The organism is Sporichthyaceae bacterium (genome assembly GCA_036493475.1).
In the GTDB taxonomy this organism is placed as follows: Bacteria; Actinomycetota; Actinomycetes; order Sporichthyales; family Sporichthyaceae; genus DASQPJ01.
This window is the reverse complement of the sequence record DASXPS010000153.1, coordinates 1-12,390: the sequence shown is the minus strand read 5'-3', so window position 1 is coordinate 12,390 and position 12,390 is coordinate 1. Positions and strand designations below refer to the sequence as shown.

Below are 12,390 nucleotides of genomic sequence, written 5' to 3'. Positions count from 1 at the left end.
TCACCCTATGCGTGCTAGCCCGGGCAATCCGGGGTGCTGGTGATCGCCCCGCAGAGGTCACCGGAATGTCGGCGGTTCGCCGCGGGCGGCGCCTGGCCGCTCGGCGGCGTACCGCCGCTCCCGCCGCCGGGACCGGATACATCGGGCTGGAACGCGCCTGCGGCACAGTTCGTGGACGGTCGCGGATCACCGATCTGATCGAGCGCGAACTCCCCGGTGCAGAGGTCGGTCGGTGCGACGAGGGTGGCCGCGGGGCTGTGCGGGCTCAGCTCGATGACCGTCGGTGGGCCGTCCGCGGGCTGCTCCTGCATCCGTGCCCCGGTGGCAGGCGCGTCGGGCCCCCCGCCACCGACGGTCAGACCTTCGCTGAGCTGTCCCACGTCGCTCTCGGGCACGTTGAACAGGTTGTGGCCGTCCGCGGCGAGGCAGGGTTGCGCGGGGGTCGCCGGGTTGGTGGTGGCGTTCCAGCCGCCCGCGGTGAACTCCGTACCGGCCGGGTCGTCGGCACAGTCCCGCGCGTTGCGGGCGAGCAGCGATGCACTCAGCGTGGTCGGCGCTTGTGCCGATACTCCGAGCCCGTGGTCGGCGATGGTCAGGTGGGTCAGCATCACCGGATTCGGCGAGGTCCCGGAGACGTCCACGCCGATCCCGCCGTTCTCCGAGAACTGCTCCGTCCCCACAGCCACGCCGCCCGATTCGGGCACCAGGGAGGTGTCAGCGATGGTGCTGTCAGTGATCGAACCGCCGTCGATCAGTTTCACGCCGTACGCCTGCCCGAACGCACCGGTGGCGCCGGCGGGTCCGGTCGTTCCGAGCCTTGAGGCATCGTCGCCACCCCTGCCGGGGTCGCCCACGGCACCCGCCGCAATGAACCCGACCACTGAGGAGTCCATCGTCAGTGGCCCGGACCGAATGCCCACCGCGTCCCCGCCCTGCCCGCCAGTGCCACCGGTGCCGCCGCTCCCCCCGCTGGGGGGGCGGCCACCGGTGGCCCCGGTCGCCCCGGCTCCGCCGAGCACGGTGGTGACCGAAAGAGCGCTGAGTGTGGTCTGGGCCGCGGAGTCCACGCCGTACGCCGCTCCGCCCGACGCGCCCGGGTTCCCCATCGCACCGTCGGACACCGCTCGGAAATCCCCCGCGGCCGCCCCGCCGGTCACCTGGTCGATGCTGCTGTCGGTGATGGTGAGGGGGCCCACGGAGTGCACTCCGTACGCCGCTCCCGCGGCGCCGGGGGGGATGATGTCCGCGGTGGTCACAGCATTTGACGCGCCCGTGCCGACGCCGCCGGCGCCGGCCAACAGGTTGTGGATCTGCACCCCCGTCAAACCCACGGCCCCGGTGGTCGTGTCGTCGGCCACGCCGTACACGTTCCGCCCGGGCGCGCCGGGGGCGACGGTGGGCTTTTGGGCATTGAGGTCGTGGATGTCCAGGCCGCTCAGCGTCACTTGCCCCGTTCCGGTCACGCGAACTCCGTACATGTCGTCCGTGTCGCTGCGGATCCCGGAAGCCTGGGTGATCTGTAGCTGGGTCACTGTCACCGGCGCGGTGGTGTGGATGGTGAACCCGGTTGCGGCACCATTCGGGATCTCAACCTGGACCGGGGCGTCCGGAGAGGTCGTCCCCTGGATGGTGAGCGACGTCAACGCGTCGATGCCGGAGCCGTCGATCACCACAGCCTCGGGATAGTGACCCGCAGCGACCTCGATGGTGACGACCGAGGCCGCGGGAAGTGACGCTGCCTCCTCGGCCGCGTGCTGGATGGTCAGACATGGGGCGTCCGCGTTTTGGCAATTGTTGGAAGGGTCGTCGTGCCCTCCCGTCTCGACGTGCAGGGTCACCGGGTCGGCCGCCCGGGCGGGTGCGGCGAGGAGCGGCACGGTGCCGGTAGCCAGTGCGAAGGCGACACTCAGCCGTGCCACGCGACGAGCGCTCGGGCGGGGACGGGCCATGACGGGGGCTCCTCGCGGCGGCAGATACAGCTACCCCGACGGTAGGGGCGCCGCTCGAAGCGTTCGTCGGCCAAAGGAGTGATGGCGAATCAGATCAAGGCCCCGGTGTAACCACGGGAAAGGTACGAGCAGTACGAAATGTTCATGAGTTCCACCCGGCTGCTGCCCTGCTCCTTCCTCAACCGTCCCGTGCTGACCGTGGCGGCCGGGTTGCTCGGCGCGCTGCTCGAACACGACGGGGTGGTGGTGCGGCTGACCGAGGTGGAGGCCTACGACGGCGGGGAGGACCCGGCCTCGCACGCCTTCCGCGGGCCAACCCGGCGCAACGCGGTGATGTTCGGCCCGCCGGGGCACCTCTACCTGTACTTCACGTACGGCATGCACTGGTGCGCGAACATCGTGTGTGGCCCGGACGGACGCGCCTCCGCGGTGCTGCTGCGGGCCGGCCAGGTGCTCGAGGGGGAGGCGCTGGCCCGCGCCCACCGGCCCGGCGTGGTTCCGGCTGCGGCCCTGGCCCGCGGGCCCGCGAACCTGGTCCGCACGCTCGGCCTGGGGCCCGCCGACAACGGACGCGACATCTGCTCACCCGGCCCGGTTCGATTGCTCCGCGGCCCGACGGTGTGCGCGACCACCATCCGCACCGGCCCCCGGGTCGGCATCCGGGCGGCCGCGGACCGAGCCTGGCGGTTCTGGCTGGCCGACGAGCCCTCGGTGAGCGCCTACCGACCCGCGGCCCCGCGGCGGGCGGGCGGCGCCGCGCAGCGGTGAGAGAATCCGCCGGTTGACCAATCGAAAGGACCTCAGGGTGACCGGGATACTCGACGAGCTCGCCTGGCGGGACCTCGTCGCGCAGACCACCGACGCCGACGCGCTGGCCGCGGCACTGGCGGCGGGACCGGTCACGCTCTACTGCGGGTTCGACCCCACCGCACCCAGCCTGCACGTGGGGCATCTGGTGCAGGTGCTCACGCTGCGACGGTTCCAGCAGGCCGGGCACCGGATCATCGCGCTGGTCGGCGGGGCCACCGGGCTGATCGGTGACCCGAAGGAGACTTCCGAGCGCTCGTTGAACACCAAGGACGTGGTCGCCGACTGGGTGGGCCGGATCCGCGCCCAGATCGAGCCGTTCCTGGACTTCGACGGGGACAACGCCGCGGTCATGGTGAACAACCTGGACTGGACCGCACCGCTGTCCACCGTCGACTTCCTCCGCGAGATCGGCAAGCACTTCCCGATCAACCGCATGCTGGCCCGCGACGCGGTGTCCAAGCGGCTCAGTTCCGACGTGGGCATCTCCTACACCGAGTTCAGCTACGTGCTGCTGCAGTCGATGGACTTCCTGGAGCTGTTCCGGCGCCACCGTTGCTCACTGCAGATCGGCGGGTCGGATCAGTGGGGCAACATCACCGCGGGCGTCGAACTGATCCGTCGGGTCGACGGCGGGCGCGCGCACGCGCTGACCACCACCCTGCTCACCAAGTCCGACGGCACGAAGTTCGGCAAGACCGAGGCCGGAGCGGTATGGCTGGATGCCGAGCTGACCTCGCCGTACGCGTTCTTCCAGTTCTGGTTGAACACAGACGACCGGGACGTGATCGGCTACCTCAAGTCCCTCACGTTCCTGAGTCGAGATCAGATCGAGGAGCTGACCGCGGCCACCGCGGAGCGCCCGGGCGCCCGGCAGGCGCAGCGGACGTTGGCCCGCGAGCTCACCGGGCTGGTGCACGGGCCCGACGCGGCCACCGGCGCGGAGGCGGCGGGCCACGCGTTGTTCGGGCGCGCCGAACTGGTCGACCTGGACGCCCGCACGCTGGCCGCGGCGCTCTGCGAGCTGCCGAACACCACGGTGGCCAACCTGCCCAGCGTGGTGGACCTGCTGGTGGCCACCGGCCTGGAGAAAAGCGGCAACAGCGCCCGGCGCACCATCGCCGAGGGCGGTGCGTACCTGAACAACGTCAAGGTCACCGACGACGCCGCCACCCCGCAGGCCGCTGACCTGCTGCACGGTGAGTGGTTGGTGCTGCGACGCGGCAAGCGCAACCTCGCCGCGGTGCGGGTGACCGGCTGATCGCCCGCGTAGGGTGGGCGACGTGGATGAGCAGGCCGTAGAGATCGACCTCCCGGCGACCGGCGAGGAGCAGGTCGACGCCGTGTTGGCGCAGCTGACCGGCCTGACCGAGGGTGGTCCGAGCGAGCACGTCGCCGTTTATGACGCGGTGCATCGCGGGCTGCAGGAGTGCCTGGCCGGGCTCGACCCCGACCGTTCCTGAGCCATGGCCAACCCGCGGGCGCGGCTGGATGCGGAGCTGGTCCGGCGCGGCCTGGCCCGATCCCGGGAGCACGCCGCGCAGCTCGTCGCGACCGGTCGCGTCTCGGTCTCCGGGCGGTCCGCGGCAAAGCCGGCGACCCGGGTGGAGCCCGCCGAGGCGATCGTGGTCTGCACCGACGAGGACAATCCCGGCTACGTGTCCCGCGGGGGCCATAAGCTCGCCGGCGCCCTGGACGATTTCGACTCCCGTCCCGGCGGCGGCCCGACGATCGTCGGGCGTCGTTGCCTCGACGCGGGCGCGTCCACCGGCGGCTTCACCGATGTGCTGTTACGCCGCGGCGCCGCCGAGGTGTTGGCCGTCGACGTCGGCTACGGCCAACTGGCCTGGTCGCTGCGCACCGACGAGCGGGTGACCGTGCACGAGCGCACCAACATCCGCAATGTCGAGTCCGACGAACTCGGGTTCCCCCCGCCCAGCCTGGTGGTCGCAGACCTGTCGTTCATCTCGCTGTCGACCGTGCTGCCCGCGCTGCGCCGGTGCGCAGCCTCCGACGCCGATTTCGTGCTCATGGTGAAGCCCCAGTTCGAGGTCGGGCGGGAGCGACTCAAGACCGGAGGCGTCGTGCGTGACGTGGAATTGCGTGCCGAAGCAGTTCGGGCGGTTGCGGCGACCGGCATGGGCCTGGGACTGGGCGTCAGGGGAGTGACGGCCAGTCAGTTACCCGGCCCGGCAGGTAATGTGGAGTTCTTCCTGTGGCTGACCGCCGGGGCGCCGACCCTGGCGGAGGCCGACCTGGCCGACGCGATCAATCGGGGGCCGCAATGAGCGCCGGTGGGGACGTGCGCACGGTGATGGTGGTCGCCCACGTCGGTCGCCCGGACGCGGTGGAGGCCGCGCGCATGCTGGTCACCCGACTGGTGGCCGACGGTCTGCAGGTGCGGGCCCCCAAAATCGAGGCCGAACAGATCGCCTCGCCCCATGTGCTGGCCGTGCAGCCCGAGCCGGACGCGACGGTGGGCTGCGAACTGACCGTGGTGATCGGCGGCGACGGCACCCTGCTGCGCGCCGCGGAATTGGCCCGCGAACCCGGAATTCCTCTGCTGGGCGTCAATCTGGGCCACGTCGGGTTCCTCGCCGAGGCCGAGCGTGACGAGCTCACCGAGGTGGCCGACCGCGTCGCCGCGCGCGACTACGTGGTCGAGGAACGCATGACCATCGACGTGGTGGCCCGCTGCGGCACCGAGGAGATCGCCCGCACCTGGGCATTGAACGAGGCCTCGGTGGAGAAGGCCGCCCGGGACCGGATGCTCGAGGTGGTTGCCGAGGTGGACGGTCGGCCGCTGTCCCGCTGGGGCTGCGACGGGGTGGTCTGCGCGACGCCGACCGGCTCCACCGCGTACGCGTTCTCCGCGGGCGGTCCGGTGGTCTGGCCGGAGGTGGAGGCGATGCTGATGATCCCGATCAGCGCGCACGCCCTGTTCGCGCGGCCGTTGGTCGTCTCCCCGGACTCGGTGCTGGCCGTGGAGGTGCAATCGGACACCCCGCACGGCGTGCTGTGGGCGGACGGGCGGCGCACCTGGCCGCTGCCCGCGGGTGCCCGGGTGGAGGTGCGCCGCGGTGCGGTGCCGGTGCGCCTGGCCCGCCTGCACACCGCGCCGTTCACCGACCGACTGGTACGCAAGTTCGAACTGCCGGTACGTGGCTGGCGCGGCGCAGCCGGTCGGCCGCCGGGAGTTTGAGTGCTCGAGGAAATCAGCATCCGCGACCTCGGCGTCATCTCCGAGGCCACCCTGGAACTCGGTCCGGGGCTCACCGTGCTCACCGGCGAGACCGGCGCCGGCAAGACCATGCTGATGACCGGGCTGGCGTTGCTGCTCGGCGGGCGCGGCGACGCGGCGCTGGTACGGCCGGGCGCGGCCAGGTTGGTGGTCGAGGGCCGGGTGACGGTCAAGGCGGCGGTGGCGGACCGGGTCGCCGAGGCCGGCGGCGAACTGGACGACGACGTGCTCACCCTGGGCCGCACGGTGGGCGCGGATGGCCGCTCGCGGGCCCAGGTCGGTGGGCGCAGCGCCCCGGTCGCGCTGCTCGGTGAACTCGCCGAACATCTGATCGCGGTGCACGGCCAGCACGATCAACAGCACCTGCTGCGCCCGACCCGGCAGCGGGAGCTGCTCGACCAGCACGGTGGCGCGCCGCTGGCCAAAGCGTTGACCAGCTATCAGAGCTGCCATCGGGCCTGGCGGGAGGTCACCGACCGGCTCGGCGAGCTCAGCGGCGCGGTGCGGGAACGCGCCCGGGAGGCGGACGGGCTGCGCCTGGCGCTGGAGGAGATCGGCGCGCTGAACCCGCAACCCGGCGAGGACGTCACGCTGGCCGCGGAGGTATCCGTTCTGGCCCACGCGGAACAGCTGCGCACGGCCGCCGGCGGCGCACACGATCTGCTCCTCGGTGACCCCGACGGCGGGCTGGACGCCGCCACGCTGATCGGTCAGGCCCGCCGCGCGGTGGAGGCGATGGCCGGGCGTGACCCGGTGCTGGACGAGTTGGCGCGCCGCGTCGCCGAGGTGTCCTACCTCGTCGCCGATGTCACCGCGGACCTGGCCTCCTACGCCGCCGGTGTTGACGTCGACCCGGCCCGGCTGGCCGCCGCGGCAGACCGGCAGGCGGCATTGACCCGGTTGCTGCGCAAGTACGGCGACACCGTCGAGGAGATGCTGGCCTGGGGCGCGTCCTGCGCGCTGCGACTGGCCGAATTGGACTCGGACACCGATACCAGTGAGGAACTGCGCGCCCGCGAGGCGGCGCTGCGAGCCGAGCTCGCCGAGCACGCCGCGAAGCTGTCCGCGGCCCGGCGGAAAGCCGCCACATCGCTGGAAAGGGCGGTGGCCGGTGAGTTGGCGGCGCTGGCCATGCCGCGGGCTCGATTCAAGGTGACGGTCCTTGCGCGCGAGGCGCCGGACGGTCTGGAGCTGGACGGCCGCCGGGTGGCATTCGGCCGGGACGGCGTGGACGAGGTGGAGATGCTGCTGGCCGCACATCCCGACGCCCCGGAGCGCCCGATCCAGCGGGCCGCCTCGGGCGGTGAGCTGTCCCGGATCATGCTGGCTCTGCAGGTGGTGCTGGCCGGCCGGGAACCACCCACCCAATTGTTCGACGAGGTGGACGCCGGCGTCGGCGGCAAGGCCGCGGTGGAGGTCGGCCGTCGGCTGGCCCGGTTGGCCCGGACGGCCCAGGTGATCGTGGTCACCCACCTGCCCCAGGTCGCCGCCTTCGCCGACTCCCACGTACAGGTGGAGCGGACCGATTCGGCCACCACGGTGCGCCGACTGGACGACGCCGAACGCCTGCGCGAACTGTCCCGGATGCTGGCCGGCCAGGAGGACTCCGCCGCCGCCCGGGCGCACGCCGAGGAGCTCATCGCCGCCGCCGCGGCCGACCGCGGGTAGCCACCCGCCCCCGGACCGCCGCGACTGGTCACGCAGCGTTACCGGATCAACCGGCGCGACGTGGGAAGATTCGGACCGTGAGGCTGCCCCGTACCGTGCGTTCCGGCGCCGGCGCGCCCCCGGGGGTGACCGGATTCGTACGGGTGGACCGTCGCACGAAGAACCTCACCAAGCGGCTCAAGCCGGGTGAGATCGCGATCATCGACCACCGCGACCTTGACCGGGTCAGCGCCGAGGCGCTGGTCACCTGCAAGCCCGCGGCGGTGATCAACGCCGCGCCGAGCATCAGCGGGCGCTACCCGAACCAGGGCCCGGAGATCCTGCTGGCCGCGGGCATCCCGCTGGTCGACGACGCCGGTGGTGACCTGCTCGACCTCGTCGTCGAGGGCGAACTGCTGCGGCTGCACGAGGGCACCCTGTACCGGCACGAATCGGCCCTGGCCGCAGGCAAGGTGGCCAATTCCGAGGCGGTCGAAGCGGCCATGCTGGCCGCGCGCGCCGGGCTGTCCGCCCAGCTCAAGGCATTCGTCGCGAACACGATGGAACACCTCGAGCGCGAGCACAACGTGCTGCTCGACCCGATCACGCTGCCGACGCTGCGCACCCGGTTGGACGGCCGGCACGCGCTGATCGTGGTCCGGGGTCCGCACTATCGCGAGGACATTGCCGCGTTGCGGCCCTATATCCGCGAGTACCGCCCGGTGCTCATCGGCGTGGACGGCGGCGCCGATGCCCTGCTCGAGGTGGGCTACACCCCGGACCTGATCGTCGGCGACATGGATTCGGTCTCGGACAAGGCACTGGGCTGCGGCGCGGAACTGGTGGTGCACGCCTATGCCGACGGGCATGCCCCCGGCCTGGAACGGGTGCACCGGCTCGGCCACCGGGCGGTGGCCCTGCCCGCCACCGGCACCAGCGAGGATGTCGCCATGCTCCTCGCCGACGACGCCGGCGCTGACCTGATCGTCGCGGTCGGCACCCACGCCAACCTCGAGGAGTTCCTGGACAAGGGTCGCGACGGCATGGCCAGCACCTTCCTCACCCGCCTGCGGGTGGGCAGCAAACTCGTCGACGCGAAGGGTGTCTCCCGGCTCTACCGCAGCCGGATCAGCAACGCTTCGCTGTTGTTGCTGCTGTTGGCGACGCTGATCACGATGGCCGTGGTGATCACCGCATCGCCGTCCGGGCGGGCCCTCACCACCACCCTGAACGCTCGCTGGGACGATCTCGTGTACTGGTTCCACGGCCTGGTCTGAGTCGTCGGGCGCACGCCGCCCGCGCGACCCAGAACCGCACTGACCACGGGAGCACGCCCTGATCGACTTCCGCTACCACCTGGTGTCGCTGATCGCCGTGTTCATGGCGCTCGCCACCGGCATCCTGGTGGGCTCCTCGCTGCTGAATCAGTCGTTGATCGATTCGCAGCGGTCCACCATCGCCAGCTTCGCCGCGGAGAAGGACTCGCTGCGCAAGGACCTGGCCACTGCCCAGGGCCAGGTCGGCTACCGGGACAACTACCTGGCCTCGTTGCACTCCACGTTGCTCACCGGTCGGCTGATCGGGCACCGGGTGGTGCTGGTCAGCGGGCCGAACGCGGCGCGCAAGGACGTGGACGCCCTGGCCAAGACGTTCAACGAGGCCGGCGCGCAACTGGTCGGCCGGGTGCGTATCAACGACGACTTCTTCGCCGCCGCCGGCGACCCGACGACCGCGACCAAGGCCGCGGTGCTCGATTCGGCCATCAAGCGGTTCGCGTTGCCGGAGGTGAAGAGCAAGGCCCCCGAGGCGCAACTGGCCGGCGCGCTGGTGACCAAGGAATCCTCGCGCACGCTGGAGCCCGATGCCGACGCGCTGCTCACCGAATTGGACTCCGACGGGCTGATCTCCCGCGACCAGCTCACCGACCGCGGTGATCTGGCTGTGGTGGTCTGTGGCACGCCACCGGACAAACCCACGCCGGTGGATGACCGCACCATCGCGGGACTGGTCAAGGTCGCCGCGGCGCTGGACGCCGCGGGCGGCGGCACCGTGGTGGTCGGACCGGCCGACGCCGCCGCCGGCGGGCTGCTCGCGGCAGTACGGCACGACGGCGCGGTGTCCGCGGCGGTGTCCACGGTGGACGGGGTGGAAAGCCCGTTCGGCCAGGTGGCCGCGGCCTACGCGTTGGTGGAGCAGATCGCCGGCGGACACGGACAGTACGGGGTCGCGGATTCCGGGGATTCCGTGCTGCCGCAGTTCCGCGCGCCGGCGGCGAAGAAGTGAGTCGTGCGGACAGCCACATCGGAGGTAGGCGCCTGCGCGCGGCGCGGCGCGGCGCGCTGACCGCCCGGCTCGCCCTGGCCGGCCTGCAGACCAAGCCGCCCGGCGGGCCGGAGCGCTGGCAGCGGACCAACTACGCCGGCCGGACGGTGAGTCTGCTGGCCGGGCCGGCGCTGGTGGCCGGTGCTGCCTTCGGCGCGCCGCTGTCCTGGCGCGGCCGGGCCGCCCTGGCCATCGCGGTGACCGGTGCCGGGGCGATCGGCGGCTACGACGACCTGTGTGCGCGCCGCGGCATCGAGGCCAAGGGGTTGCGTGGGCATCTCGGCGCGCTGAGTCGGGGTCAGTTCACCAGCGGGACAGTGAAAATCGTCGGTCTGTCCGCGGTGGGCCTGACCGCCGCGAAGTTGGTGTCGGGCAATCCCACCGACGCGCTGATCGGCGGCGCGGTGGTGGCCGGCTTCGCGAATCTGGCCAACCTGCTGGACCTGCGGCCGGGCCGCTGCCTGAAGTTCGGTCTCCTGCATGCACCGATCCTGGTCCTGCCGGGGGCGGGCGGGGACGCGTTGGCGGCGCCGCTGGGTGCCGCGGCCGCGCTGCTGCCCGACGACCTCGCGGCGCACACCATGCTCGGCGACACCGGCGCAAACGCCCTCGGCGCCGCGCTGGGCGTGGCCGCCCTGGTGGCCTACGGCCGGCTCGGCCGGTTGGCTCACCTCGTCGGCTTGACCGCGCTGACCCTGGCCAGCGAACGGGTCAGCTTCAGCGCGGTGATTGCCGAGCATCCGCTGCTGCGCCGCCTGGACGAGTTCGGCCGGGCGAGCGCAAGCACGTGAGCACCGAGGCGCCCCCGGCGCGGCCCGGCCTCGGTCTGGCCGGCGCCGCGTTGTTGGTCGCCGCGGTGACCGTGTTCGCCCGCGCGGTCGGCTTCGGCCGGTGGATCGTGTTCGCGCACACCGTGCACGGCGGGTGCCTGGCTGACGTCTACAACACCGCGAATCTGCTGCCCAACGTGCTTTTCGAGGTGGTGGCGGGTGGCGCCCTGGCCGGGGTGGTCATCCCGGTGCTGGCCGGCCCGATCGCCCGCGCGGATCGGGCCGCGGTGGAACGCACAGTGTCCGCGTTGCTCAGCCGGGCGTTGGTGTTGCTGGTGCCCGTCACCCTGCTCGCCGCGGTCGCCGCCCGGCCGATGATGCGCTTCTTCCTCGGCGGCCACGGCCAGTGCACCGACACCGCGGTGGACGTGGGCACCCGGATGTTGCTGATCTTCCTGCCGCAGCTGTTCTGCTACGCGATCGCGGTCGTGCTTTCCGGGGCGCTGCAGGCGCATCGTCGGTTCCTTGCCGCCGCGCTCGCGCCGCTGCTGTCCAGCGTCGTGGTGATCGGCGCCTACCTGCTGTTTGCGCACCTGGCGCACGGTGCGGTCGGGTTGGACGTGGTGCCGCACCGGGCGCGCGCCGCCCTCGCGGTCGGCACCACGTTGGGCGTGCTCGCCTTGGCGCTGTCCGTAGTGGCGCCGGTGCTCGCGACCGGGCTGCGGCTGCGGCCGCGCTGGTCGTTCGACGACGCAGTGGCGCCCCGGGTCCGGGCGTTGGCGGTAGCCGGGGTGGCCGCGCTGGTCGCCCAACAGCTCAACCTGCTGGTGATCAACTGGCTGGCCAACCACCACGGCCGGCCGGGCGCGGTCACCGCCTACACCTGGGCCTACGCGGTGTTCCTGCTGCCGTACGCGGTGCTCGCGGTGCCGATCGCGACCAGCGCCTTCCCGCGCATCGCCGCAGCGCTGGCCGAGGAGCAGACCGAGGCGGCCGCGCGGTTGACCGCGGGCACGGTACGCGCGGTGTTCGCGGTCAGCTGCCTGGGCGCGGCGGTCACCGCGGCCGCCGCGGTGCCGGTGTCCCGGGTGTTCGCCGCCGGTGTCGCATCCACCGACGACCGGGTGTTGGCCGGCGGCATCGTGGCCCTGGCGCCGGGCTTGCTCGGCTGGGGTCTGGTCGCGCACCTGTCCCGGGTGCTCTACGCCGCGCACCAGGGCCGCCTGGCGGCGGTTGCGGTGGTGAGCGGCTGGGTTGTGGCGGCGGTGGGCAACGTGGTGCTGATCGCGGCCACGCCGAACCGGGACGCGGTCGCCGCCCTGGGCGCGGGCACCTCGATCGGGCTCAGTCTGGCCGGGGTGCTGCTGCTGGCTGCGGTCTCCCGCAGTTGCGGGGCGGCCGCACTGCACGGGTTGGCCCGCACCGCGGCCACCGGGCTGGTGGCCGGGTTGCTCGCGGGCCTGGCCGGTTACCCGCTCGGCCGCCGGTTCGACGACAGCGGCGCGGCCGGCGCGGTGCTCGGCACGGCCGCGGTGAGCGCGCTGTCCGCGGTGGTGTTCCTGGCCGCGGTGGCCGTGGGGGACCGCGCAGTGCTGACCTACCTGACCCGCCGGCCCGCATGAGCCCCGTGGAGCAGCCGGGCGTGCCCCCCACA

Annotated in this window: 11 protein-coding genes; 10 read left to right on the top strand and 1 reads right to left on the bottom strand. The window is 72.5% G+C overall.

Annotation, left to right across the window (positions count from 1 at the left end; translation table 11 throughout):
* Positions 1 to 14 precede the first annotated feature (14 nt).
* Positions 15 to 1,949 carry a hypothetical protein gene (locus tag VGJ14_15640; protein ID HEY2833861.1) on the bottom strand — a complete coding sequence of 645 codons (1,935 nt, stop codon included), beginning with the start codon at positions 1,947 to 1,949 and terminating at the stop codon, positions 15 to 17.
* 144 nt (positions 1,950 to 2,093) lie between these two features.
* Between VGJ14_15640 and VGJ14_15635 the strand changes: the two genes are divergently transcribed.
* The 10 genes from VGJ14_15635 to VGJ14_15590 all read left to right on the top strand — a co-directional run bounded on the left by VGJ14_15635 (position 2,094) and on the right by VGJ14_15590 (position 12,358).
* Positions 2,094 to 2,717 carry a DNA-3-methyladenine glycosylase gene (locus VGJ14_15635; GenBank protein ID HEY2833860.1) on the top strand — a complete coding sequence of 208 codons (624 nt, stop codon included), beginning with the start codon at positions 2,094 to 2,096 and terminating at the stop codon, positions 2,715 to 2,717.
* Positions 2,718 to 2,754: 37 nt separating this feature from the next.
* Complete coding sequence (tyrS, locus tag VGJ14_15630) at positions 2,755 to 4,017, top strand: tyrosine--tRNA ligase (GenBank protein HEY2833859.1); 1,263 nt, start codon at positions 2,755 to 2,757, stop codon at positions 4,015 to 4,017.
* 22 nt (positions 4,018 to 4,039) lie between these two features.
* Positions 4,040 to 4,219: a hypothetical protein gene (locus VGJ14_15625; protein HEY2833858.1), complete on the top strand. Its 180-nt coding sequence runs from the start codon at positions 4,040 to 4,042 to the stop codon at positions 4,217 to 4,219.
* A 3-nt stretch (positions 4,220 to 4,222) separates the two neighbouring features.
* Positions 4,223 to 5,044 carry a TlyA family RNA methyltransferase gene (locus tag VGJ14_15620; protein ID HEY2833857.1) on the top strand — a complete coding sequence of 274 codons (822 nt, stop codon included), beginning with the start codon at positions 4,223 to 4,225 and terminating at the stop codon, positions 5,042 to 5,044.
* Entirely contained in the window at positions 5,041 to 5,958 is a 918-nt protein-coding gene (locus tag VGJ14_15615) for an NAD kinase (protein ID HEY2833856.1), read from the top strand. The genes VGJ14_15620 and VGJ14_15615 overlap by 4 nt, the downstream gene beginning before the upstream one ends.
* Positions 5,959 to 7,665, top strand: a complete 1,707-nt coding sequence (recN, locus tag VGJ14_15610) for a DNA repair protein RecN (GenBank protein ID HEY2833855.1) — start codon at positions 5,959 to 5,961, stop codon at positions 7,663 to 7,665.
* Positions 7,666 to 7,742: 77 nt separating this feature from the next.
* A complete protein-coding gene (steA, locus tag VGJ14_15605) occupies positions 7,743 to 8,921 on the top strand; it encodes a putative cytokinetic ring protein SteA (GenBank protein ID HEY2833854.1) in 1,179 nt (392 codons plus the stop codon).
* 58 nt (positions 8,922 to 8,979) lie between these two features.
* A complete protein-coding gene (locus tag VGJ14_15600) occupies positions 8,980 to 9,927 on the top strand; it encodes a copper transporter (protein ID HEY2833853.1) in 948 nt (315 codons plus the stop codon).
* On the top strand, positions 9,924 to 10,757 hold the full coding sequence (locus VGJ14_15595; protein ID HEY2833852.1) for a hypothetical protein: 834 nt from the start codon (positions 9,924 to 9,926) through the stop codon (positions 10,755 to 10,757). Before VGJ14_15600 ends, VGJ14_15595 begins: the two co-directional genes overlap by 4 nt.
* Positions 10,754 to 12,358: a lipid II flippase MurJ gene (locus VGJ14_15590; GenBank protein ID HEY2833851.1), complete on the top strand. Its 1,605-nt coding sequence runs from the start codon at positions 10,754 to 10,756 to the stop codon at positions 12,356 to 12,358. The genes VGJ14_15595 and VGJ14_15590 overlap by 4 nt, the downstream gene beginning before the upstream one ends.
* The last annotated feature ends 32 nt before the right edge of the window (positions 12,359 to 12,390 follow it).

Bases quoted from the DNA above. Each gene is read 5' to 3' on its own strand.
- VGJ14_15620 (HEY2833857.1), top strand. From the start codon at position 4,223: ATGGCCAACCCGCGGGCGCGGCTGGATGCGGAGCTGGTCCGGCGCGGC.
- VGJ14_15615 (HEY2833856.1), top strand. From the start codon at position 5,041: ATGAGCGCCGGTGGGGACGTGCGCACGGTGATGGTGGTCGCCCACGTC.
- VGJ14_15640 (HEY2833861.1), bottom strand. From the start codon at position 1,949: ATGGCCCGTCCCCGCCCGAGCGCTCGTCGCGTGGCACGGCTGAGTGTC.
- VGJ14_15635 (HEY2833860.1), top strand. From the start codon at position 2,094: ATGAGTTCCACCCGGCTGCTGCCCTGCTCCTTCCTCAACCGTCCCGTG.